Here is a 21,116-nt window from a genome sequence, read left to right on the forward strand (position 1 = left end):
CACTCCGAGGAGGCGGGGCGTCGGCATGAAGAGGTCAGACTCCTCGCGTCCCGTCGATAAGGGTTTACCGGTAACTGTCGGACGGCTCGTGTCGTCCGGTCAGCACAGGTGCTCGACGAGGCCCGCCGCCTCGGCCCGACACTCCGCTGCCTTTTTGGTCGCGCCGAGGTGGTCCAGCGACCGCGCCCAGGTCTCCAGCGCCTCGGCCCGCAGGGCGTCGGTGCCGCCGTACACCCGGTAGGCGGCCACGGCCTGGCCGCACAGCTCGCTTGCCGCGTCGTGTTCTCCGAGGCCCTGCCTGGCCACGGCCAGGTCGTGGCGGGCGTAGGCGGTCCCGACCGGGTCGCCTGCCAGTTCGCGCAGCTCCATCTGCCGTTCGGCGTGCCGCACGGCGTCGGTGTACCCGCCAGCTTCGGCGGCGAGCTGCCCGAGGGCGCACTCGGCGATCGCTTCGGGCAGTGGGTCGCCGGACCGGCGCGCCATGTCCAGCTGCCGTCGGGCGTACTCGCGGGCGCGTCCGAGGTCGCCGAGCGACCGGTACAGCAGGGACAGCCCGCCGACCGCTTCGCGGCGGCGGGTGTCGTCCCCGAGCACGTCGGCTAGGGCCAGCGCCGACCACAGGTCCGTGGACGTGTGCTCGGTGTTGTCCAGCAGCCGGTGGGTTTCCGAGCGACGGATCAGCAGGTACGCCTCGGCCTCTCGGGATCCGGCGGCGCGCGCGGCGGTGATGCCGCGGGTCTCCGCGTCCAGGCGCGCCGTCCAGCCCGCGCGCGGGCCCCGCGTCAGGTGTCGGGCGGCGCCGGCCAGCAGCATCACGGTCTCGTGCAGGCCTGCGGCTGCGGCGTCCTGCTGTGCCTGGGTCAGGGCGTCGGCGTTCGCGGTCAGCCAACGCGCGGCGCCGCCGCGGTCGGCGAACGGGAGCGCGGGCGGCTGTAGGGGAGGCACGGGCAGCCGGGCTGTGCCGGGATGGAGCAGCCGGTCCGCGGCATCCGCGGTCGCCGCGATCCATCGCGCCGCGTCCGGATCGGGTGAGCGGGCGCCGAGTCGGGCCAGCAGCGCGTCGGGGTCGGGTCGGCCGCCGGCCAGCTCCAGGTAGAGCTCGGGTTCTGCGCTGCCCCGCGCCAGCACCGCGCGCAGCCGGTCGCCGGCGGTGCCGATGTCGCCGAGGCGGGCATGGATCCGGGCGGACAGCACGTCCGACCAGGTGTAGGCGTAGTAGCGGGCGTCATAGCCGCCGACCCAGATATGACGGAAGATCGGCACCGGGTAGCGCAGCGGGACACCGTCGGCGAGGCCTGCGTCGGCCAGCACGCGCTGGGCGTGTTCCTCCAGGCAGGTGGCCTCGGGCACCTGGTCGGGGGTCAGGGAGTGCAGCGCCAGGTCGACCAGGGACGCGGCGACGTCCTCGTGCAGCCGGTAGCCGGTCCCGTGGCGGGCGCCTCCCAGGCGGTCCGCGAGGTCGGCGGGAATGGGTTCGCGGGTGGTGTGGTGGCGGGCGTAGTCGCGCAGCACGTCCGGGTCGAGCGCCCACATCTCCTGCACCACGGCGGGCACCTCGACCACGTCGCGGGGGAGCCGGGCGTGGCCGGCGTCGCCGGGGTAGTGGACGTCGGAGAGCATGGCGTGGGCGACGTGGCCCATCTCGTGCCACACCTGGACGGCCTGGTCGGGGGTGAGCAGCACGTCGCCGTGAAGCCGCGCGTCGGGCCTGGGGAGGTTGAGGCACAGGGCGACCGCGCCGCGGCGGCGCAGCAGTCGGGACTGGGCGACCAGCTCGGTGGTCCACGCGCCGGCGCGCTTGCCGGGGCGGCGGTGGGGGTCGACCAGGACCAGGCCCAGGTACTGGCCGTCGTCGTCGACGGCCTCCCACACCCAGGCGTCGGGCACGGGCGGGGTGAGGTCGGGTCGGGGCCGGAACCGCAGGTCGAACAGGTCGACCAGGGTGTTGCAGACCCCGTCGAGCACGGTGTTCAGCGACAGGTAGTCGCGCACGTCGACCTCGGCCGTGCCGTCGCCGGGGTGGTGGGCCTGGTGGGCGAGGCGGGGCCGGTCCCACGGGGCGACCGGACCGCCAGCACCGAGGGCGGCGTCCTCGGCCGCGACCAGGCGCACCGCGTGCGGCGCCAGCTCGTGCAGCAGCGTCCGCACCGCGCCGACCGTCCCGGCGGTCTGGACGTCGAGGACGTAGTCGGCGTGGTGGGCGTAGCCCAGCAGCCCGGCACGCTCGGCGCGGATCCGCAGCAGCTCGACCACCAGGGCGCGGGTGTCGTGGGCGTCGCCGCGCGAGCAGCGGTCGGTCGAGGCGTGGTGGACGCGGCGGCGCAGGTCGGCGTCCTCCAGGTGCGCCAGGACCGGCTGCACGGTGGCGCCGGTGAGGGTGAGCAGCCACCCGGGCAGGCCGTGCTCGGCGGCGGCCTCGGCGGCGCGGGCCAGGTCGACCTCGTCCAGGCCGGCCAGCTCGGCGGGGTCGGTGACGTGCACCGCGGCGGCGTCCTGGCCGGAGGTCAGGCGGGCCTCGATCGCGGTCTCCAGCTCGGCCTCGCGCACGGTCAGCGCGTGCAGCCGGTCCCGGCCGGGCGGGTCCAGGTGTGCGCCGGCGCGCCGGAACCGGCGGTGAAGGCGCTCGACCAGGTGCAGGTCCTCGTGCTCCAGGCCCAGTTCGTGGCGGCGGCCGTGGACGTCGGCGACGCGGGCGGCCAGGGCGGAGTCGAGCCAGGCGGCGGCGTCGGCGTCGGCCAGCAGCGGCGCCACCACGGCGTCCACCGCGCGGCGAGCGTCGGTGCTGCGGGTCTTGAGCAGCACCGACCACGCCTGCCGGATCGGCCACAGCCGGTCGTGGGCCAGCTCGATCGCCTGGACGTCGTCGAACGTCGGCAGGGCGGGGCTGTCGCGCACGGCCGCCAGGGCGGCGGCGCGGGCCTCGACTGCGGCCCGGACGGCGGGCTCGACGTGGTGGTCGGCGACCAGGTGCAGCGGCGGCCACCCGGACGGCCACGTGGTCGGGTCGGCGAGCGGGTTGGTGCCGGATAAGTCGGTGGTCACGGGGGCCTCGTTCCTTGTCGGTCGGACGGGTTCATCTCACCGCTCACCTCACGCGTGGCTGGCTCCCCCACCTGCGGTTACAGGGGTGGGGGTGGGTGAGGTGAGTGAGGTGTGCGCGGGCAGGTAGACGCCTGCGGCGGCCTGGTCGCGGCGCAGACGCCCGCGAGGCTTGGCGAGGGCACTGAGGGCGTTGTCGACGGACTGCTGGGTGGTGTCGTAGCCCTCGGCCAGCAGGGCGGCGAGGACGTCCTTGCGGCCCAGCTGCCCGGCCTGCTCGACGAGCTGGACGATGCGCTCGCGCAGGGGCGGGCGTTGCAGGGCTTCGGCGACTTGCGGTTCGGGGGCAGGCAGGGCGGCGGGCAGGGGAATGCCGAGCTGGGCCAGCATGGCGTCGGCTTCGGCGATCAGGGCGTCGGCCCCGCGCTGCGGGGCGGTGAAGTCGTCGTCCTCGATCTGGATCGTCAGCGGGCGTTCGCCGCGCAGGTAGTCGCGGTAGGCCGGGGTCATCCGGCGGGGCAGCGTGGCGAACCAGGTGCCCATCACCCGCAGTTCCTCACCCGTGAACTCACGTGCCTGACCTGCGCGGATGCGGGCGATGTCGCGGACGGTGGGGCCGTCGTGCAGGCGAGGCTTGGAGGGGTCGGACTCCTGCGGGTAGAAGAGCTTGACGTACTCCGGGATGCCGGAGTCCTTGACGTAGGACTCGCCGGGGTGCTGCAGGTCGGGCAGACCGTAGTAGGCGTCGCCGAGGGCGCGGCGGCGCTCGTCGGCGTTGCGGCTCCTGCACAGCAGGGTGCCGCCGGTGTTGTTCTTGATCGACGCGGCCTCGGTGCCCCAGTAGTCGTGGTCGAAGTCCTGCGAGCTGAGCAGCAGCCAGTCGTCGGCCCCCTGGGTGGAGCGGCTGATGTGGCCGATGAGCTCGCCGGCGGTCCAGTCGCGGCCGTCCCAGCCGATCGTGAGCGACCTGTCGACCATCACGCGTGAGGACTCGGTGACCACCAAGCGCACGGGGGCGATGCCGGCGCGCTGGGCCGCGGGCAGGGTCTGCTTCCAGCGGGCGTGCCGGGCGACGGCCACCAGGGCCCGCAGGGTGTCGCCGAGGCCCTGGACGGCGCGGATCGGGAGGTCGACGCCGCCGAGGCCGTCGACCCACTCCTCGACGAGGTCCCAGACCTTGTCGGCGCCGCACACGATGACGCGGTGACCTCGGACGATGTCCTCGGCGATCCACACGTTCTCGGCGCCGGACTTGCCCGAGCCGGTGGGGCCGATGAGCTTCCAGTGCTGGCGGGGGTTCACGGCCACGTCGGTGCCGCGTTTGGCCAGGCCGATGGCCATGCGTCGGGGGTCGCGCGGGGTGGCGTCCAGGGCGGTGTACGGGAGGGCCTGGGCGCCGATGTCGGTGGTGGCCACGGTGATGATGACCCGGCCGGCGAGCCGGTGGCGAACGACCTCGACGTAGTCGCCGGCCATCTCCACGCCGGTCAGGGACATGATGACGTTGGCGATCTCCTCGGCGTCCTTATGGGTCAGCGTCGGCAGTTCCTTGATCTCCGGGATCTTGACGCGCTCCGGGGCCTGACGTCGTGCGATGGCCTGCCGGACGGCGGTCTTGTAGAGCTGTTCGGCGTAGGCGAGAGGGGTGAGCTTCTGGCACACCCAAACCGTGACTCCGGGGCGCAGCTCCTCGGCCCGGTTGGGCGGCAGGACGACGTAGTGGTCGAACCCCAGCGCGGCCAGGACTGCGGTGCCCAGCGCGCTGTCGTCCAGGCCGTCGTAGTAGGTGGGGGGCTCGTCGTCGACGAGCTCGGCCTCGAAGACCTCGACCTGGGCGGCGGGCTTGATGCGGGTTACCCGGTACTCCCAGTTGGCGGCCACCGCCCACTCCAGCGCCCCCAGGGCTGCGAGGCACGGACCGGCCTGCCACCAGGACAGCAGGCCGGTCGCGGTGGCCGCGATCCAGATCAGGTGCAGGGCCAGGGCGACGGTGAACCAGCTCGCCATCCGCTCGCGGACCCGGTTGCTGCCCAGCTCCTCGAAGGCCCGGCCCTGAAGCAGGATGTCCCGTCCCTGCCAGGTGATCAGTCCCGCCGGGACCGCGACCACAAGGGCGTGAATCCACCAGGAGGCGCCGACGGCGGCGGGTGTGATCGCCAGGGCAGCCGTCAGCAGTAGGCCACCCACCACGCAAAACGCCTTCCTGGACATAGATTCCTCCTGCTCAGAACGGGTAATGGTCAGTTGTCGTTCTGCTCTTCGGCGCGGGCGGTGAAGTGGGAGGCGAGCCGGCGGTTGGAGTAGGCGTCGGCCTCCAGCTTCGCGGCCTTGGCGTTGAGCTCTCCCGCCCGGTCCGTCGAAAGGTGGGCGGCCGCGCGGGCGTCGGCACGGAGCTTCTCGGCCTCGGTCTCCTGCTTGACGGCACGGCTGGTGGCCGCCTCTGCGGCCGTGACCAGCGCGTGACGCCGCTCCGACGCGGTGGACAGCTCGCCCTCGAAGTGGTTGGCGAAGTCGGTGGCGCTGACGGTCATGGTGGTGCTCCTTTTGCGAACTCGCTGGTCATTCAGGTGAGGTGAGGCGTGAGATGAACTGGTAGGGGCAGGCGGGTCGGGTCGCCGTGGTGGCGTTTCCGGGCCGGGGTCGTCCGGCCAGTCGTGCAAGGACGTGGGGGTGTGGACGTCCCACTCGTCGGGTGGCGGCGAGGCCTGGTCGGCGTCGACGTCGACGCCGACCTCGAACTCCGACAGGTCCGGGGACAGGGGCCGCAGCGGTTCGACCAGGGCGTCGACGTAGTCCGGCGCGCGGCCCTGTACCCAGTCGGCGATCCGGTAGCCCAGGCGCTGCCAGCGGGACAGCGTCGCGCCGTCTTCCGTCTCGTCGTCGTCCAGCTCGTCGTCGTCGGCCTCGTCGTCGTGCTCCTGGAGGTCGTCCGGGTCGGGGTGGGGGAGGTCGGTGTCGTCGGCCATGTCGCCGTCGGTCACGGCGGTCGTGCCGTGCCCGCCTGCGTTGCCGCCGCGCGCCCGCTTGCCGGAGGGTGTGCCGTCGCGCGTGCGGCCGCCGCCCGGGAGGACGTCGCGGACCGCCTGGGTGATCCGGCTCAGCGGACCGCCCGACCGGCCGCCCGACCGGCCGCCCGACTTCCGGCCGCCTCCCGAGGGGGTGCGGCCGCTCTGCCCGCCGCCGGGGTTGCGTCCGGTCTTGGTGCGCCCGCCCGACGAGCCGCCCGGGCGGCCTCCTGCTGGTGTGGTGCCCGGGCGGCCTCGACGCGGGACGCGGGTCGCCGCCCGGGCGGCGACCTCCCGGGCGCGGGCGGTCGCCTGTCGGGCACGGTCTCCCGCCCGCTGGGCCGCCCGGGTGGCGCGCGGGAAGCGGCGGGCGAACGCCGCCGCCGTCCTCCCGCCTGGGCGGGAGGACCGCCCGCCCGACGTGCTCCCGGGACCGCGTCCTCCCGCCCGGGAGCGGCCACCCGGGAGCCACCGCCCGCCCAGGTTGAACCTCCCGCCCGGGCGGGAGCCGCCGAACAGCCCTCCCGGGCGGCGGCCTCCCGGGCGGCCGGGCGGACGCGTCCCGCCCAGCAAGGAACCTCCCGAGCGGGACCTCCCGCCTAAGAGGCCCCTCCCGCTGCTGAGCCGCCACACCGCCCAGGCGGCCACCAGGGCGAGCAGGCCGCCCATCACCCAGGCCGCGACCGCGGTGGGCAGGACGGCCAGCACCACCGAGGCGACGACCAGCAGGCCGAGACCGAGTAGCACGGCCTTGACGACGGTCGGGTCGACGGGCTCGGTGTCGATGCGCGGCAGCGGCGGCTCCCGGTCGCCGTCCTGCTCACCGGCGGGCGGGCGGCTGTCGGGACGGGAGGTGGCTCCGGGCGGGCGGGAGGGCGTCCCGGGCGGCGTAGCGGGCTTTCCGGGAGGAGTCGGGCGGGGCGGTGGGGTGACGCGCACGTAGGGGCTCATCCGGTGGCCTCCTGGGAGTCTTCGTCCTCGACTGCGGCCAGCAGCTTCTTCGCCCGCTCAGACCCGACGCCGCAGTTTTCCTTCACCCAGTTCGGTGCCGGGAGGGTGCCGTTGTGCTCCTCCCGGTACCTCCTGATCGTGTCCTTCACCGTGTGGGCGTCGGGCGCCTTCTTGATCGGGAGGACGCTGGCCTCCTGGGCGGGAGGAGCCTCCTGTTGCTGGTCAGGAGCGGGAGGCTCCTGGGCGGGAGGCTCGGGGGCCTCCCGGTCTCCCGGGCGGGCGACCTCCTGGCGGGGCTGGGGCGCCCGGGAGGCCGGGAGGGCAGGAGGCTTCTGGGCGGACGCGGACCCGCCCGGGAGGCTCACCAGGTGGAAGGTCGGGACGCCCGGGAGGTGCGGGTCGTCGACGTCCACGTTCCACCGGGAGTGCTGCGGCCCGGGTGGGAGGGCGGCCTGGCCGCGCAGGAGGAACGCCAGGCGGGTGCGCCACCCGGCGTCGGGCGGGCGGGTGCCCGCGGTGATCGCCCGGGCCTCCAGGATCTCGTCGGCGCGGGCGAGCGCGGTGTTGGCGTCCGGGATGCGCTCGCGCACGGCGACGCTCCAGGCGGTCCAGGTGTGCCGGGGTGCGACCACCCAGCGCGTCGCGCCGAACTCCGGGCGGGGCGGGATCGGCGTGGGTGCCCAGCCGAGGGCCGCGATCTCTGCGGCGCGGCGGTCGCGGTCGGCGCGGTGCTCGCGCAGCTCCCAGCCGAGCACGGACAGGATCGACAGCGACGCGAACAGCACGCCGAGCATCGACGGTTGCGTCCAGGACGGGGACCACTCGTGGTAGTTGATCCCGGCTGCGAAGAGCACGGCGGCCCACATCCAGGCCCGGTAGACCGCGGGCGAGTCGCCGCGCAGCCTGGCCTTGTGGGAGAGGCGGCCCATGACCAGCGCCCACGTCTCCAGGGTGAGACCCACAGCGAACGCCACGCCCAGTGCGGTCCGCGTCCCGGCCGCGCCCTCCAGGCCCAGCTCGGTGGCGGCGAACGGCAGCAGCCGCGGGTGCAGGCTGGCGATCTGGCCGAACATCGCCGCCAGCGAGCCCGTCAGCAGGGGGACGGCGAGCACGAAGTCCCAGAACCGGTCACCCTTGTCGGTGGCCGAGACCTCCTTGATGGGGCGGCCGTCCTCGGTGTGGGTGCGGGCCCAGGCGGCGCGCTGCTCGGCCTCGTCGCGCTCGCGCTGGCGCAGCCACTCCTGGTGCTCGGAGACCATGGCGAGTTCGGCTGCGGTCACGGTGGCGGCGGCGGCCTGCGAGCGGATCAGCTCGGCCTCGGCCGCGCCGGTCTTCTGGGCGCGGATCCGAATGGCGTGGGCCTCGGCCCGGGCGCGGAGGATGCGCTCCCAGAAGCCGAGTCGGGGCGGCGTCGGTCGGGTCGTGGTCATGGCGGTGATGTCCTCTGGTGCGGTCGGGTGGCCTCGGTACACGCCTAACAGTCACGATAAAGTGTCATGTGACACTTAGGCTAGCCTCTGGGCCGGTCGAGCAACGCCGGACGGCCCCACACCAGGTAGGTGTGGGGCCGTCGCGCTGCTCCGGTCAGGCGTTGCTGCGAGCCCGGGTGCGGGCGTTGCGGCGCTTGAGGGCGCGGCGCTCGTCTTCGCTCATCCCGCCCCACACCCCGGCGTCCTCGCCGGAACGCAGCGCCCACGCCAGGCAGTCGGAGACGACGGGGCAGCGGCGGCAGATGGTCTTCGCCTCGGCGATCTGGAGTAGCGCCGGGCCGGAGTTGCCGACGGGGAAGAACAGCTCGGGGTCCTCGTCGCGGCAGATCGCGCGGTGTCGCCAGTCCATGGTCTGTCCCTCCTCAGGAGACGAGCGCGGTGATCAGGGCCGTCAGGAACAATGCGCTGTGGTGGGCGGCCTGGTCGAGCGCGTATCGGCCGGTGCCGATCGTCTCCACGTCCAGGTCGACCAGCTCCTCGACGGTGATGGAGCTGTCGGCGTGGCCAGGGCGCACGGCCCGGACCTTGTGGATGCGCTTGGCCCCGAGGTCGTGGAAGACCTGGCCGCTGAAGCCGAGCCGGCCGGCGAAGCGGGCGGCGCGGTGGAGGGTCCAGCGGCGGTCGATCGCGTAGTGGGACAGGAACGTCCACAGCTGGCCGGCGACGAGGCCTTGGAGTGAGACGTCGGACTCGAACGAGAGGAAGGTCGCGGCCAGGAACGGGGCCGTCACCAGGATGTGCGTCGCGGCGTGGTTGGCGCACACCAGCTGACCGAAGCGGGTGCGGGCGCCCTTGTGCTTGACCTGGGTGGGTGTTTGGAACCAGTGGTCGGCCAGCCAGTGCCCGGGCAACACCGCAGCCAGGGTGAGCAGGAACGTGTCGGGGTTGAGCATGATGATGGTGCTCCGTCCAGGTGATGGGGTGACGCCGGGCCCGGCGGCGTGCTGGCCAGCGAGGCCGCCGGGCCCGGTGCTGCCGGTCAGGCGGACTTGGTGCCCCGCCGGAGCAGCCGCTTCCACAGCGGCGCCGGCGCGGCACGGCGCGGCGGTGGGGTGTTGTCGGCGGCCGTCACCGCCGCGAGGTGTGCGGCCAGCCACTGCGTCTCGGTCTCGACGTCCGGGAACGCCGCGGGAGGCGGGTCGTTCAGGGGCGGCAGCGCAGGAAGGTCGATCTGCGCGTTGATCCGGTCGAGCAGCGGGTCAAAGGGGAAGGCGGGCATCGGGGTCCCTCCGTCACGTGGGGATGTCGACGTCGAACAGGTACTGCTGCCCGCGGGCGGGGAACGGGTGGTCGACCGTGCGGGCGTTGGCGAGTTGCCAGTGCGTCTGGCCCGGACGGGCCCAGGGGCCGCAGGCGCAGGCCTCGCCGCGGAGCTGGGCGGTGCACACGTCGACCAGGTCGACGGTGGCGATGACCAGGCCGGTGTCGGTGTAGGGCAGGTCGTGCTGCACCGAGCGCGGCAGCTGGGCGCCTTGGGCGCGGGCGGTGCGCACGACGAACCGCAGAGCCTGCTCCGGTTCCTCGTCCCACAGCTTCGCGGCGTGGACGGCCAGCGGGCCGCGGTGGTTGGTGGGCTGGGAGCGGTTCTCGATCGTTTTCCAGCCGCGAGCGATCGCCCACGCGTGCGGCTGGCGGATCGTCAGGGCCTTCACCGCGCGGGTTCCGTTTCAGCCGCTCGGGCCCGGCGGGCCTCGACCAGGCCCTCGACCCACTCGAACCAGCCCTCCACCTCCGTCGCCTCCTTCGCGAGGGCGAGCGGGCACGGCACGTGGTCGTGAAACTCTTCGCCCGCGTGCAGCCGCTCCGGCGCGCCGTCCGGCTCGATCACGGCTGCGGCGTAGTCGGCCGCCAGGACGTGGAACGCGCGCTCCAGCTGACCGGCGCTGAGGTGGTGCACCTCGTTGTGCTTCACGCAGAACAGATCAGCCACGGTCGGCCTCCACGCGGGCAGCGGGGTTGTAGCCGTCTGGGCACACGCACCAGGACTCACTGACGGCGCCGCAATCGCCGCAGCGCTCGCCAGGGCTGTGCTGGTCGGGGTCGGTCCAGTGGGCGGTGCACGAACAGAACGCGGCGGGCATCGACGGGGAGGCAGCGTTGAAGTCGAAGTAGTCGGCGTGCTCGGCGCGCACCTGGTCGGGCCAGCGGTCGCCGGGGAACACACCGGACAGTGGGCCGGCGGCGGCGACTCGGAAGCAGCCGACGTTGCAGCCGTGGTGGCAGCGGCCGTCGTCGGGGCAGCGGCGCACGTCCGTGCCCGTCGCGTGGGTGGGGTGCTTGGTCACCGCTCAGCCCTCGACGGGGCCGCGAGGGCACTGGCGAGCTTGGTTGCGGCCTGGGGCCACGGCAGTGGGGTGTCGGAGAGGTCCTGGCCGTCGGAGTGGGTGCCGACGACCGGGACGAAGCTCGCGCGCTGGTCGGTGACGTGGGGCATGAGCAGCCCGACCAGGCGGCCGTCGTGCGGCTTGCGGGCGACGATGCGGCGCTCGTTGTGCTCGGTGATCAGCGTGACGGTGCGGCCGTCGGGCAGTCGGAGCTCGGCGCCGACGTTGGCCAGGACGAGCAGGAACGCGGGGGTGGTGTCCGTGACGCGGCGCTCGGCGTACGGAACGAGCAGCCATGCCTCGGCCATGCGGCGCGCGAGTGCGAGGTTGCTGCTCAGGCGCGGGCCGGGATAGGTGCCGGGCGTGCCGCGGTCGGCGGCGGAGCGGTCGGGGTGGTACGCGAAGTGCCAGCCTTGCCGGGTGCGGTGGGTCTCGGCGTGCTGGCGGTCGATTTTGATCATTTCGTGGGTGATGCCGCGGCACTGGACGGTCCAGGTGCCGATGGCGGTGCGGGTCCAGGTCAGCGTGCTGCCGAACCATGGCCGCGTGCGGGAGGGGCGCACGGTGAGCTCCTTGGTTGTGCGGGGAGGGATGCCGAAGCGGCTGAGGTTGGGGGGAGGTGGGGGTGCGGGTGGGGGCATGGGGTCGACGAGGACCGGCACGTGCCGCACGTCCGCCAGCACCGCGGCGGTGAGCGCCTGGCCGGAGAACGTGTCGGTGGTGCTCCAGCCGTGGCGATCGTGGGCGACGGTCAGGATGGGGGTGTGGCCGGCGCGGCAGGCGTCGGTCAGGCCGGTCAGGTCACCGGAGGCGTCTTGGGGCAGGCGGATCAGAGCGGTGGGAAGGACGCGGCTCAGGTGTGTCGGGGGTGCCTCGCGGTTGGCGGTGACTCGTGCACGGGCCCGGTGGAGTAGGACCCGTGTCGCCCCGATGGTCATGCCGAGCCGGCGGGCGATGGTGGCCTGGTCGACGTCGTAGGCCACCATCTGCACCGCCCATCGCCACCGGGGCGGCAGGCAGGCCAGCGGTCCGAACGGGTGGCCGGCGGCAGCGTCCAGGGCCGCCGACTCCACCATGTCCGCCGGTGTCAGCGGGTGGTGCATCGCTGAGTCATTGAGGTGGAAGTCGCACTGCGGCGCTCGTATCACAGCGGCCCGGACGGCATCTGCCAGACGGTTCCTCGTGATCACCATGACCCACGGCGTCACTGCGTCCGCGTTGGGTGGACGGCGGTGCCAGGACTGGCACACCGACAGCAGCGTGTCCTGCACCAGGTCCTCACGCGACACGTCGGTCGGTGGCCGCCACCGACGTAGGCGCGCGGCGACCATCCGGCGCACCAGGGAGGTCAGGGCGGTCAGCTCGGCATCGGAGGGATGCTCGGTGGCGGCGTGCTGGTCGAGCACGGGTGGTCTCCTGGGCTGATCGGGGGCGGCTGCCTGGAGTCGACGGCCGGTGCGCCCCCGTGGAACGCACCGGCCGGGTGCACGGCTCAGTCCTCGTCGTCGGGCAGGGTGATCGTGATCTCGGCGCGGCGGATCAGGGCCGTGACCCGGTCCACCTCGGCCGGGGTCAGCTCGCGGCCGAGCTCGTCGCGGGCGCGGTCCTCGATGACCATCGGCTCGACGTCACAGCCCAGGCGGTGGATCAAGGCCTTCGCGTAGTCGGTCAGCGGGTCGTCCGGGTCGAGCGCGGGCTGGGGCCCGCCGTTGAGGAAGCCCTCGACGGCGTCCAGGTCGAGCAGATCTTTGGCGACGAGGTAGCCGAGGATGTCCTCGGTGGACGGGGACGGTGCGAGCAGGGCCTCCCGGAGGATGCGGCACTCGGGGTCGACGCAGAACAGACCGCACTCGTTCTGGTGGTAGGAGCGGCCGTGGGACTGGTCGATCAGGTCGCCGAGCGGCGCGAGACGGTCGTAGGCGTCCTCGGGCAGGCCAGCGAGGTCAGGGCTGTCGCGGAAGAAGATGTGGCTCATCAGGCGCTCCTGGTCGTGGTGAGGGCGGCTCGCAGGCCGGAGCGCTTGACGCCGAGCTTGCGGTAGGTGCGGGTGAGGTGCTGCTCGACCGTGCTGGGGGTGATGCGCAGGTGCTCGGCGATCTGGGCGTTGGTCAAGCTGGCGGCGGCGAGGTTGGCAACGCGGCGCTCGGAGAACGACAGCGCGGGGGGCGCGGTGTGCGGGAAGTGGTCGCGCCGGCCGCCGCCGCGGCCGGTGATGACGAAGTCGGTCTCGGTGCGGGTGACGGTCTCACCCAGCAGCACCACCGCACGGCGGGCGGACAGCTCGACGATCACGACGTCGGAGCCGAAGTCCTCGGGCTCGCGGGCCTTGCAGAGCGGACCGGTGATGAACTTGATCACCTCGTCGCGGTTGAACAGGGTGAGGGTGATGGTGGTGGTCATCGGGTGGCCGCCTCGTCCTGGCCGACCGCGTTCGCCAGCTCCTGCAGGGCCGCGGCCTGCTTCTTCTCGATCACCCGGGCCGCGCGCTGGTACGCGCCGACCATGGCGTCGGCCCGCGAGCGGATCTCGACGAGCGCCCGGTCCAGCGCGTCGAGGTCGATGTGGCCCACCATGGGGTCGTGGAAGGACTCGTCGGCCTCGGCGTTCAGGTAGGGCAGCCGGGCCTGCATCCCCGGCCTGCTGTCGATGAGCTGCTGGAGCTGGTCCGCCCACGACGTCCACAGCGTGGCCCACTCGGCCGCGTTCTCCTCGTTGGCCGACGCCACCGCGTGCTGGCTCTTCAGGAAGAACGCCCCGTCGATGCGGGGGAACCGGCGCGGCTCGACGTCGGCGTGGGAGACGATGACGAACTCCGTCTCGGTCCGGGTGATGGTATCCCCGCGGTAGACGCTCACCTGCGGGCAACCGGGCCCGACGATTTCGATGACGTCGCCGGCGTTGCTGTAGACGTAGGCGTGCTGGTACTCGCCGTCGATGTTGATCAGGGCGAGCACCTCGGCGCGGTTGCCGCCGCTGAACTTGATGGTGTCGGTGGTCATGCCGGTACTCCGTGGTGGTTGGGGACGGGGACGAACGGCCAGTGGGGGTCGCGCCCGAACGTGCGGGCGCGGGCGCGCCACCAGTGGTTTTGGATGCGCCAGAGGTCAGCCAGGTCGCGGTGGGTGAGCTTGGCCCGGTGTCGGGCGAGCAGGGCGATGAGCAGGCGGCCGGTGGCGTGGGCGTCGGACGCCGAGGTGTGGAAGACGTCGAGCGCCAGGCCGTAGTGGGCGCAGACGCCGGCCAGCGACCGCGGTCCGGGGCGGGTGGTGTCGACGCCGTGGTCGATGATGTGCGGGTCCAGCACCGGCCCGAAGCGGCCGATGTCCAGGCCGAGGTTGAGGTGGCGGCGCAGCTCCCGGTCCAGGACGGTCAGCGCGAACGGCGCCTCCCAGACCACCAGCGGCAACCGGTCTGCCCAGCCGGTCTCGATGTCGTTGAGCACCAGCACGGCCCGGTCGGCTGCGGACTCGGTGTCGTAGCCGCGGTGGTCCAGGACCGTGCCGGTGCTCAGGTCCAGGCGCAGCACGTCGGCGGCGATCAGGCGCGCGGCCTCGGCGTCGGGGCTGGTGGCCCCGACGCCGAGGCACACGGCCTGGCCCGGCTCCCAGGCCGGTCGTTGGTACAGGCGCGGGCTGGTCACGCGGGCGTCCGGTCGGGCAGGCGGACGGTGACCATGCGCACCGGCGGGTGGCCGGTGGGGCGGACGCGGCCGGCGATGCGCTGGATGGTCAGCGGGTGGCCGTCGCGGCAGCCCGGCGCGTGGTGGCCGGGGCAGTGCCGGCAGGCCGCGCAGTGGTCGGCGTCGGGGTGCTCGCACACCGCCCGGTAGCCGTCGCGGAGGGCCTGCACGCAGGCGGCCGGGCCGTGCCCGGTCTCCGACTCGGCGGCGGGCCGCCCGGCGGCGGGCATGCAGGTGAACAGGTGGCGGTGCAGGACGTCGACCGCGTCGTCCAGCAGCTCGGCCTCACCGACGACCCTGCCGCGTTCCTGCGGGCAGCGGACCGCCCACGCACCGGCGGCCGGGGTGGCCCGCCGCAGGGTGTGCTTCTCGGCCAGCCACACACCGGGGCTCACGCGAGTGCGGGTCCAGTGCCGGGGCCAGATCACGGTGCGCCTCATGCTGCGGTGTCCACGTCCAACGACTGCGCAACGGCGTCGATGCCGCTGGGGGCCGTCTGGAGGCGGTCGATGAGCGCGGCGCGCAGGTCGTCCACGTAGCGGGCGAGGTCGTCCAGCTCGCTGAGGGCGTCGGCGGCGGCGTGGCGCGCCCGCTCGTCCAGCAGGGACTGGTCACTGCCGAACTTGGCCAGCGCCTCGTCGACCTTGTCGAGCGCGTCGTGCGCCGCGCCGGTGCGGATCTTCTTCACGGCTGCTCCTCGCGGTTCGGGTTGGGGTTGGCCAACGCGGCGTGGAACGCCTGGTCGGCCTGGTGGACGCGGCGCACGTGCGCGCTGACGGCCTTCACGATCAGCACCGCGATCAGCACGGCGGTGACCAGCGAGAGGGCGACCACCGACGGGTCGGTGTCACGGGCCTGGCCGGCGGCGATGGTCGCCACGGCGGTGTCGGTGTCGACCAGCTCGCCGACCGGGCGGCTGTCCACCTCGCGCCGCCAGGCCAGCAGCAGCGCGTTCAGCTCGTCGTCGACGAGGGCGTCGGCCTGCTCGGGGTTCCGCCCGCCCAGCGCGTCGAGCAGCGCGTCGTCCGCCCGGATGCCCGCGAGGTCGTCGGGCTGGTCGTCGGGGCGGGTGACGAGGGCGCTCACGACTGCACCGCCGTGACCGCGCCGGTCTCCTCGTTGATCCGGATCTGCTTGGAGTTGCGCAGCTCGCACAGCGCGATGCGCAGCTCGATGTTCTGGATCTCGCGCGCCGCTCTGGTCGTGCCGTTGAGGCCGAAGCGGGCGATGCGGCCGTCGCCGGCGGGCAGCCAGGTGACCTGGCCGTCGCGGACGGCGGCCAGCGCCTCCTTGCGCTTGTTGGCGGCGCGGTTCTGCTCCCGCTCGTCGGGGTGCAGGTAGTAGGGGTAGGAGTCGGGCCGGTACCGCTGGTTCGTGGTCGTCATCAGTGCTCCTGGGCTGCGGCGGCGAGCCGCGCGACGGCGTCGTCGTACGTGCGCTGGTAGGGCCACGCGAGCGAGCGGCGAACGCCGTCGAGCACGGCGAGGCTGAGCTCGTCGGGGTCGATGCGGCCGGCGGCGGCGTTCCACACGGCGAGGTAGGTCTCGTCGTCGGGGCTGTCGGTGCTGGCGTCCAGGTCGGCGGCCGACGCGAACGCGACCACGTAGCCGCGCTCGCGCCACGCGTTGATCAGGTGGCGGGCAATGAGGTTCGCGGCCACGGTGTCGATGTCGCGCCGGTACTGCTCGACCAGGTCGTCGGGCAGGTAGGACAGCACGTCCTGGTCGCTGTTCGCCCAGGCGGTGGCGGGGTGGTCCAGCACTGCTTGGCTACTCGCTACCGCCGTTCTCGCGTTGGTAGCGAGTAGCAGCGGGCATGACGAGCGCGACATGTCCCACCTCCGAGGTTCCGCCGACGTGGCCGAAAATTTCTGTGCACGGAAATTAGCACCCCTACCGACCCCGGGGCAAGAGTTTCTGTGCACGGAAATTCGTGTAACGTGCTGCCCATCCGTCCCCAGGACCAGGGAGCACCGGCATGAGCGAGACGACCGGCAAGAAGCGCGGCCGCAAGCCCAACGCCGACCCCACCGTGTCCCACGGCATCCGGCTCCCCCAGTCCGTGTGGGACCTGCTCGGCCCCGACCCGCGCGCCACGGTCAAGCGCCTGGCGGAGGACGAGGCCAAACGCCGCCGCGCCGAGCGCGGCGCCGCAGCGCCCACCGGCACGTCGTCCTGACCGGTCAGGACGCGCACCGCTCGCACACCCGTTCCTCCGGACCGACCACGGCCAGCCGGTCGCCCTTGGCGTAGTCGTGGCCGCAGCCACCGCATCGGCCCGCGCCGCGGGCGACGACCCAGCGGGCGATGTGGACCTCCGCCAGGTTGCGCAGCGCCGGGTCCAGCTCCAGGCCCCGGCAGTGGGCGCACGCCGAGAGGTACAGGTCGGAGCGCTGGCAACGCTCCTCCGGCTGCGCCGTGGTGGACGGGCGGCGACGCGGCTGCGCGGTCGTGGCGTTCATGGTCACCTCGTGCTGGTGCGGGCCGCCGCGTGGGCGGGCGGGTACTGGTGGATACGGAGGTCGTCGGGCAGCTGGTGCCACTCCTCGCCTGCGCCTCGGAACCCAAGCTCGCTCGCGAGCAGGCTGCCGAGCTGCTTGAAGAAGAACGGCACGCCCGCCTTGGCGCAGTCGTCGCGCAGCTGGCGGGCCCACGCGGAGTGCATGGGTCGGGCGCCGGGGCCTGACTCGCCGCCGACCACCACCCAGTCCAGGGACCCCACGGCATCCGGGGTCAGGCCGACGCCCTGCTGCCACGTGCTGCCGGTGAGGGCGTCGATGTCCAGGCCGTCCTGGTCGACCAGGCCAAGGTCGAGCCGCGCCAGCAACGGCTCGGCGCTGACCCAGAGGACCCTGGCCCGGGTGCGCAGCAGGTCGGGGACGCGCCGGTCGGCCTGGTGCTGGTCCTCGACCGAGACGCCGATCCAGACGTTGGGCAGCGGCGCGTCGACGATGTTGGGCAAGTCGGCCGCCAGCGGCACGCGGAGTTCGACGCTGAGCGCGACCAGCTCGTGGTTGACCAGCTCCTGCCACGCCACGTCGGCGAGCAGCGCGGGCATCCGCTGCGGGCGCTTGGTGAGGATCTTGTAGGTGTGCTGCGGGGTCAGCGCCATCACCGCGAACACCTGCGCGATGAACTCGTCGCTCACCTGTGGGTGGAACAGGTCGGACATCGAGTTGACGAACACCCGCTGCGGCTTCGTGGGCCAGCCGAACGGCGCGGTCAGCGCGTGCGGGTGCATGGCGACGCCGAACCCCGGCCCGCTGGTGCGCGGGTCCCCGTCGGTCTGGTACTTCGCGTGCGCCGGGATCAGCCGGCCGAGGGTGATCAGGCTCTGCTCCATGCCCTTGAGCCGCTTGGCCTGGCGCAGGGCGTAGCAGTTGTCGCAGCCACGGGAGGCCCAGTCGCAGCCGGTGACCGGGTTCCAGGTCTGGCCCCGGGTGCCGTCCGGGTTGGCCAGCCACGCGATGGAGGAGGTCGCCATGGCGGCGTCACCACGCCATCGAGGGGACGTTGCGGTACTCGCCGGTGGCGACGTACCGCTCGTGCATGGCGTGGATGATCGCGGCGCCAACGGAGTCCTCGCGGACCCGGTCGCGCCTGACGCACTCCTCCAGGGACACGTCGACGAAGGACTGGATGCGGACCTCGGCGCCCGCGCGGTGAGCGATGGCCACGAGCTGGCCGAGGTGCTCGGGGTCGAGGTTGGTGTCGTCGACGAGGACGTCCGCGCCGTAGCGCAGCATCGCCTCGACCGCGCCGTGCTGAACCACGGTGACCTGCTTCTCGGTGACGGGCAGGTAGAGCGCGGCGCAGTGCAGCATCTGGCGCGTCTCGTCGCGGTTGAAGCGCACGAGGCTGCCGGGCGGAGCGGCGAGCACCTGGGCGCGGGCCCAGGTGGTCTTGCCCGAGGCCGGCAGGCCCTGGGTGGCGGTCATGGTGGTCACGTGGTCTCCGTTCGGGCCGCCTGGGCGGCGACCAGCTCGTCGTAGTCGGTTCGGTGCGGACGAAGCCCCGACGCAATTCAGTCGCGCCGGACCTCCCAGTGACGTCCGCAGAAATTCACACCACCGGGCTCATACGCACCGATGGCCAGTCCAGTAACGATCGCGGTCAGCACGGTTCGGCGCTGGCTGCGGATATCAGTTCCATGCTCGCGTCGCGTGATCGCATCAGCCTGCACGGAAATTGTGTCGACCGTTTCCATAGCCAGCCTCTGACGGGCAGATGGAGGGTAGTCGGCGAGTTCAACAATGCGCAGCGGTACCAGCGCGTCGAGGGTCTGCAGGAATGTCTCGTCCGCCTCCGTCTCCATCACGACTCCCCGGAGGCGGGGTCGGCGCCCGGCAGCGCACGGGCAATCACGTGCATCTGGTCGTCCGCCACAGCGGCGTAGCCGGCCGTCGTCGCGGGTGACGAGTGCCGCATGAGCCGCTGGGTCAGCAGCAGATCCCGGCCGGATGACCGGTACACGGCCGTGCCGTAGCGGTGACGAAGCTGGTGGTAACGCATCCCGATGCCTTGCCTGGAGGCCAGCAGGGCGACTGTGCGTGACACCCGGTACGGGGTGATGCCCACCCACAGCGGTCCCGGCCTGGACAGATCCAGCGCCGTGACGACGATCGGCGGCACCGGCAGCACGTCGGTTCTTCCACCCTTGCCGAGCACCCTGAGAGTGACCTCGTCTCCCTCGCGGGACATGTCCTCTGCGGCGATTTTCGCCGTCTCGTGGGCGCGCAGGCCGCAGTAGGCACCAAGCAGCACCCATGCCCGCACCCGCCCTCGTGCCGCGGCGATCAGCGTCGCCAGGTCCTGTTCGGACAGCGGGTCTGGAATGGACCGCGGAGCAGGGGGTTTACGGATGGCACCGACCAGGTCGACGCCGATGTGTTTCCCGAATGCGCTGAGGTGGTTCAGGTAGGTACGGCGGGACCAAGTCCCAAGACCCGCGTTCGCGAGGTAGGTCAGCACGGCCTCGGCGGTGAGCTGACCGGGTGCGACACCGGCACGCCGGGCGATTGCCTTGATGCACCGAATCCGAGCGCCGACGGTGTTACGCGAGAAACCGTAAGCGAGTTGCTCCTTTTCGAATCCAGCAATATGCACATCAAGTATCCCAGATTTGGGAATAACATCGTTGGACACAATTAACCTCGTTACTAGCCGGCGTCGCGGACGCGAGTAACGCGTCGGCAGGTCTGGTGGTGGGGCTGGTGCAGCGGGGTGCCGGCGGCCCGGGCCCCGGCGACCTGGCCAGGGGTGAGCCGCACGGCGCGCACCACGCCGTTCGGGTCGAGGGTCAGGGTGTGCAGCCGCGGCGGTTCCGGCTGCCCGGCCGGGGGCGGCGGGGTGGGCTCGGCGTCGAACCGCGCCCACTCGCCACGCTCGTTGCGGGCCCGGACGATGCTGGCCCGGCACCACCGCGGCCGCGGGCACGGCGCCCGGTGCCGGAGCAGGTCCGCGCGCAGCTGGTCTACCGACACCAGGTGAGCCACCGGCGCGGGCGCCGCGGTGGCCCGGGCGGGCTCGGGCGGGGACGGCGGGACCGTGTCCGGGTGCTCGCGGTAGGCCGCGGCGAGGCGGTGAGGGTGACCCGGGCCTGTCAGCTCCTCGCCGCTCGCGCCGACGCACGCCTGCCCTGCGGGTTGGCCGCAGCCGCGCGGAGCGGCGGGACAGGCCACCAGCATGGCGTGCGCCTGGCGCTGCGCCCCGTCCAGCGTCCGCGTTGGCGGCTGCACCGGCCGCCGCCGTACCGCCCGCCGGGTCACAACGCGCTCCCGCCTGCGCCAGCCCGCCGTAACGGCAACTGGATGACGGGGGCGATGTGGGCGTCCCGGCGGCACACCGCGCACTTCGGCGTGCCGTCGGCGCGCATGCCCGCCGGGAGGCCGTGATCGCACTTGATCTTCTTCGCGGGCTTCTTGGACGGCTTGGCGGCCTCGCGCGCGTCCGGTGGTTGCGCTGGGAGGTGATCGTGGTTGATCGGCTGTGTGGTCTGGTCGCCTAAGAGATGGGGGGGTACAGCGTCCCCCGCAACTGCTTCGGCAGTACCCCGCAACTCCGGGTTGGGGGGACCTGCTTCCCCCGCAACTTCCTCGAGCACCTCCGGGGTTGCGGGTGCCTCCGTCCCCTGCAACTCCAGCTCCGGCGGGTTGTCCACAGGACAGTTGCGGGTGTCGGAGTCCCCCGCAACCCGCTTGCGGCCCGCGTTCGCGTCCCTGATCCGCTGCGCCTCCGCGCGGATCTCGTTCGGGCTGAGCACCCGCGCGCGGTCGAGCAGGTCCGCGGGGATGGTCAGCCGGTACTCGTCGGAGACGTGCGTACGGCCCCCCGCGGGGCCCCGGGACGTGCTGACCAGGGTCAGCAGCCCGAGGCCCCGCAGCACGGCCACGACGCGCTTGGCGGTCTGGTAGTCCACCTCGCAGATCACCGCGATCAGCGCCGTGCCGGGACGGACCCGCGTGCCGTCGCGCCCGTCTGCCCACCACGCGATCCGGAACGCGCACCCCTTCACGGTGCGCGCGGCGACCTTCTTGCCGGTGCCCTCGGGGATGCGGAGCCTGGACACGACGTCAACCCACTCGCGCGCGCTGACGTACGGCAGTTCCTCGTCCGTCTCCGCCACAGCT

The 21,116-nt window shown here is 73.0% G+C and carries 27 protein-coding genes and 1 pseudogene; 1 reads left to right on the forward strand and 27 read right to left on the reverse strand.

Annotated elements, in window-relative coordinates:
• Positions 1–99: 99 nt before the first annotated feature.
• The 20 genes and pseudogenes from ABD223_RS13630 to ABD223_RS13725 form a co-directional block, all read right to left on the reverse strand.
• Positions 100–3,042: a M3 family metallopeptidase gene (locus ABD223_RS13630; RefSeq protein ID WP_344036524.1), complete on the reverse strand. Its 2,943-nt coding sequence runs from the start codon at positions 3,040–3,042 to the stop codon at positions 100–102.
• Positions 3,043–3,090: 48 nt separating this feature from the next.
• Positions 3,091–5,229, reverse strand: a complete 2,139-nt coding sequence (locus tag ABD223_RS13635) for a hypothetical protein (RefSeq protein WP_344036525.1) — start codon at positions 5,227–5,229, stop codon at positions 3,091–3,093.
• Positions 5,230–5,279: 50 nt separating this feature from the next.
• A complete protein-coding gene (locus tag ABD223_RS13640) occupies positions 5,280–6,995 on the reverse strand; it encodes a hypothetical protein (RefSeq protein ID WP_344036526.1) in 1,716 nt (571 codons plus the stop codon).
• Entirely contained in the window at positions 6,992–8,425 is a 1,434-nt protein-coding gene (locus tag ABD223_RS13645) for a DUF2637 domain-containing protein (RefSeq protein WP_344036527.1), read from the reverse strand. Before ABD223_RS13645 ends, ABD223_RS13640 begins: the two co-directional genes overlap by 4 nt.
• 154 nt (positions 8,426–8,579) lie before the next feature.
• Complete coding sequence (locus ABD223_RS13650) at positions 8,580–8,834, reverse strand: WhiB family transcriptional regulator (RefSeq protein ID WP_344036528.1); 255 nt, start codon at positions 8,832–8,834, stop codon at positions 8,580–8,582.
• A gap of 13 nt (positions 8,835–8,847) precedes the next feature.
• The gene (locus ABD223_RS13655) at positions 8,848–9,378 is read right to left on the reverse strand and encodes a hypothetical protein (protein ID WP_344036529.1); all 531 of its coding nucleotides are present in this window, start codon (positions 9,376–9,378) and stop codon (positions 8,848–8,850) included.
• A gap of 86 nt (positions 9,379–9,464) precedes the next feature.
• Positions 9,465–9,704 carry a hypothetical protein gene (locus tag ABD223_RS13660; protein WP_344036531.1) on the reverse strand — a complete coding sequence of 80 codons (240 nt, stop codon included), beginning with the start codon at positions 9,702–9,704 and terminating at the stop codon, positions 9,465–9,467.
• A gap of 13 nt (positions 9,705–9,717) precedes the next feature.
• Positions 9,718–10,137: an ASCH domain-containing protein gene (locus tag ABD223_RS13665; RefSeq protein WP_344036532.1), complete on the reverse strand. Its 420-nt coding sequence runs from the start codon at positions 10,135–10,137 to the stop codon at positions 9,718–9,720.
• Positions 10,134–10,415, reverse strand: coding sequence for a hypothetical protein (locus tag ABD223_RS13670; protein WP_344036533.1), 282 nt, complete (start codon positions 10,413–10,415; stop codon positions 10,134–10,136). The genes ABD223_RS13665 and ABD223_RS13670 overlap by 4 nt, the downstream gene beginning before the upstream one ends.
• Positions 10,408–10,770 (reverse strand): hypothetical protein, encoded by a 363-nt coding sequence (locus ABD223_RS13675; protein ID WP_344036534.1) that lies wholly within the window; start codon positions 10,768–10,770, stop codon positions 10,408–10,410. The genes ABD223_RS13670 and ABD223_RS13675 overlap by 8 nt, the downstream gene beginning before the upstream one ends.
• Positions 10,767–12,215 carry an RNA polymerase sigma factor gene (locus ABD223_RS13680; RefSeq protein ID WP_344036535.1) on the reverse strand — a complete coding sequence of 483 codons (1,449 nt, stop codon included), beginning with the start codon at positions 12,213–12,215 and terminating at the stop codon, positions 10,767–10,769. The genes ABD223_RS13675 and ABD223_RS13680 overlap by 4 nt, the downstream gene beginning before the upstream one ends.
• A gap of 86 nt (positions 12,216–12,301) precedes the next feature.
• Entirely contained in the window at positions 12,302–12,784 is a 483-nt protein-coding gene (locus ABD223_RS13685; RefSeq protein ID WP_344036536.1) for a hypothetical protein, read from the reverse strand.
• Entirely contained in the window at positions 12,784–13,209 is a 426-nt protein-coding gene (locus ABD223_RS13690; protein ID WP_344036537.1) for a helix-turn-helix transcriptional regulator, read from the reverse strand. The genes ABD223_RS13685 and ABD223_RS13690 overlap by 1 nt, the downstream gene beginning before the upstream one ends.
• Entirely contained in the window at positions 13,206–13,808 is a 603-nt protein-coding gene (locus tag ABD223_RS13695) for a hypothetical protein (RefSeq protein WP_344036538.1), read from the reverse strand. Before ABD223_RS13695 ends, ABD223_RS13690 begins: the two co-directional genes overlap by 4 nt.
• Positions 13,805–14,449 carry a 3'-5' exonuclease family protein gene (locus ABD223_RS13700; protein ID WP_344036539.1) on the reverse strand — a complete coding sequence of 215 codons (645 nt, stop codon included), beginning with the start codon at positions 14,447–14,449 and terminating at the stop codon, positions 13,805–13,807. Before ABD223_RS13700 ends, ABD223_RS13695 begins: the two co-directional genes overlap by 4 nt.
• Positions 14,446–14,928, reverse strand: a complete 483-nt coding sequence (locus ABD223_RS13705; RefSeq protein ID WP_344036540.1) for a hypothetical protein — start codon at positions 14,926–14,928, stop codon at positions 14,446–14,448. The genes ABD223_RS13700 and ABD223_RS13705 overlap by 4 nt, the downstream gene beginning before the upstream one ends.
• Positions 14,925–15,176, reverse strand: coding sequence for a hypothetical protein (locus tag ABD223_RS13710; protein ID WP_344036541.1), 252 nt, complete (start codon positions 15,174–15,176; stop codon positions 14,925–14,927). Before ABD223_RS13710 ends, ABD223_RS13705 begins: the two co-directional genes overlap by 4 nt.
• Before the next feature lie 176 nt (positions 15,177–15,352).
• A pseudogene (locus tag ABD223_RS13715) lies at positions 15,353–15,535 on the reverse strand (anti-sigma-D factor RsdA); the annotation flags it as partial.
• 35 nt (positions 15,536–15,570) lie between these two features.
• On the reverse strand, positions 15,571–15,873 hold the full coding sequence (locus ABD223_RS13720) for a hypothetical protein (protein ID WP_344036542.1): 303 nt from the start codon (positions 15,871–15,873) through the stop codon (positions 15,571–15,573).
• On the reverse strand, positions 15,873–16,250 hold the full coding sequence (locus tag ABD223_RS13725; protein ID WP_344036543.1) for a hypothetical protein: 378 nt from the start codon (positions 16,248–16,250) through the stop codon (positions 15,873–15,875). Before ABD223_RS13725 ends, ABD223_RS13720 begins: the two co-directional genes overlap by 1 nt.
• 215 nt (positions 16,251–16,465) lie before the next feature.
• Between ABD223_RS13725 and ABD223_RS13730 the strand changes: the two genes are divergently transcribed.
• Positions 16,466–16,666, forward strand: a complete 201-nt coding sequence (locus tag ABD223_RS13730) for a hypothetical protein (RefSeq protein ID WP_344036544.1) — start codon at positions 16,466–16,468, stop codon at positions 16,664–16,666.
• A gap of 4 nt (positions 16,667–16,670) precedes the next feature.
• On the opposite strand, the gene ABD223_RS13735 is transcribed toward ABD223_RS13730, so the two are convergent.
• The 7 genes from ABD223_RS13735 to ABD223_RS13765 all read right to left on the reverse strand — a co-directional run bounded on the left by ABD223_RS13735 (position 16,671) and on the right by ABD223_RS13765 (position 21,112).
• On the reverse strand, positions 16,671–16,949 hold the full coding sequence (locus ABD223_RS13735) for a hypothetical protein (RefSeq protein WP_344036545.1): 279 nt from the start codon (positions 16,947–16,949) through the stop codon (positions 16,671–16,673).
• Between the two features lie 2 nt (positions 16,950–16,951).
• On the reverse strand, positions 16,952–17,971 hold the full coding sequence (locus ABD223_RS13740; RefSeq protein WP_344036546.1) for a DUF5131 family protein: 1,020 nt from the start codon (positions 17,969–17,971) through the stop codon (positions 16,952–16,954).
• Positions 17,972–17,978: 7 nt separating this feature from the next.
• Positions 17,979–18,425, reverse strand: coding sequence for an AAA family ATPase (locus tag ABD223_RS13745; protein WP_344036910.1), 447 nt, complete (start codon positions 18,423–18,425; stop codon positions 17,979–17,981).
• Positions 18,426–18,511: 86 nt separating this feature from the next.
• Positions 18,512–18,802, reverse strand: coding sequence for a hypothetical protein (locus tag ABD223_RS13750; RefSeq protein WP_344036547.1), 291 nt, complete (start codon positions 18,800–18,802; stop codon positions 18,512–18,514).
• A complete protein-coding gene (locus ABD223_RS13755) occupies positions 18,802–19,632 on the reverse strand; it encodes a tyrosine-type recombinase/integrase (RefSeq protein ID WP_344036548.1) in 831 nt (276 codons plus the stop codon). Before ABD223_RS13755 ends, ABD223_RS13750 begins: the two co-directional genes overlap by 1 nt.
• Positions 19,633–19,646: 14 nt before the next feature.
• Positions 19,647–20,225, reverse strand: a complete 579-nt coding sequence (locus ABD223_RS13760; protein WP_344036549.1) for a hypothetical protein — start codon at positions 20,223–20,225, stop codon at positions 19,647–19,649.
• Positions 20,226–20,251: 26 nt separating this feature from the next.
• Positions 20,252–21,112, reverse strand: a complete 861-nt coding sequence (locus tag ABD223_RS13765) for a hypothetical protein (protein ID WP_344036550.1) — start codon at positions 21,110–21,112, stop codon at positions 20,252–20,254.
• Positions 21,113–21,116 lie beyond the last annotated feature (4 nt).

The organism is Saccharothrix xinjiangensis, assembly GCF_039527585.1.
GTDB lineage: Bacteria > Actinomycetota > Actinomycetes > Mycobacteriales > Pseudonocardiaceae > Actinosynnema > Actinosynnema xinjiangensis.

Excerpts from the sequence above, each read along its gene's own strand:
- ABD223_RS13750 (WP_344036547.1), bottom strand. The coding sequence starts at position 18,802 with ATGGAGACGGAGGCGGACGAGACATTCCTGCAGACCCTCGACGCGCTG.
- ABD223_RS13690 (WP_344036537.1), bottom strand. The coding sequence starts at position 13,209 with ATGACCACCACCATCACCCTCACCCTGTTCAACCGCGACGAGGTGATC.
- ABD223_RS13645 (WP_344036527.1), bottom strand. The coding sequence starts at position 8,425 with ATGACCACGACCCGACCGACGCCGCCCCGACTCGGCTTCTGGGAGCGC.
- ABD223_RS13695 (WP_344036538.1), bottom strand. The coding sequence starts at position 13,808 with ATGACCACCGACACCATCAAGTTCAGCGGCGGCAACCGCGCCGAGGTG.
- ABD223_RS13745 (WP_344036910.1), bottom strand. The coding sequence starts at position 18,425 with ATGACCGCCACCCAGGGCCTGCCGGCCTCGGGCAAGACCACCTGGGCC.
- ABD223_RS13705 (WP_344036540.1), bottom strand. The coding sequence starts at position 14,928 with ATGAGGCGCACCGTGATCTGGCCCCGGCACTGGACCCGCACTCGCGTG.
- ABD223_RS13660 (WP_344036531.1), bottom strand. The coding sequence starts at position 9,704 with ATGCCCGCCTTCCCCTTTGACCCGCTGCTCGACCGGATCAACGCGCAG.
- ABD223_RS13730 (WP_344036544.1), top strand. The coding sequence starts at position 16,466 with ATGAGCGAGACGACCGGCAAGAAGCGCGGCCGCAAGCCCAACGCCGAC.
- ABD223_RS13720 (WP_344036542.1), bottom strand. The coding sequence starts at position 15,873 with ATGACGACCACGAACCAGCGGTACCGGCCCGACTCCTACCCCTACTAC.
- ABD223_RS13735 (WP_344036545.1), bottom strand. The coding sequence starts at position 16,949 with ATGAACGCCACGACCGCGCAGCCGCGTCGCCGCCCGTCCACCACGGCG.
- ABD223_RS13740 (WP_344036546.1), bottom strand. The coding sequence starts at position 17,971 with ATGGCGACCTCCTCCATCGCGTGGCTGGCCAACCCGGACGGCACCCGG.
- ABD223_RS13685 (WP_344036536.1), bottom strand. The coding sequence starts at position 12,784 with ATGAGCCACATCTTCTTCCGCGACAGCCCTGACCTCGCTGGCCTGCCC.
- ABD223_RS13650 (WP_344036528.1), bottom strand. The coding sequence starts at position 8,834 with ATGGACTGGCGACACCGCGCGATCTGCCGCGACGAGGACCCCGAGCTG.
- ABD223_RS13640 (WP_344036526.1), bottom strand. The coding sequence starts at position 6,995 with ATGAGCCCCTACGTGCGCGTCACCCCACCGCCCCGCCCGACTCCTCCC.
- ABD223_RS13655 (WP_344036529.1), bottom strand. The coding sequence starts at position 9,378 with ATGCTCAACCCCGACACGTTCCTGCTCACCCTGGCTGCGGTGTTGCCC.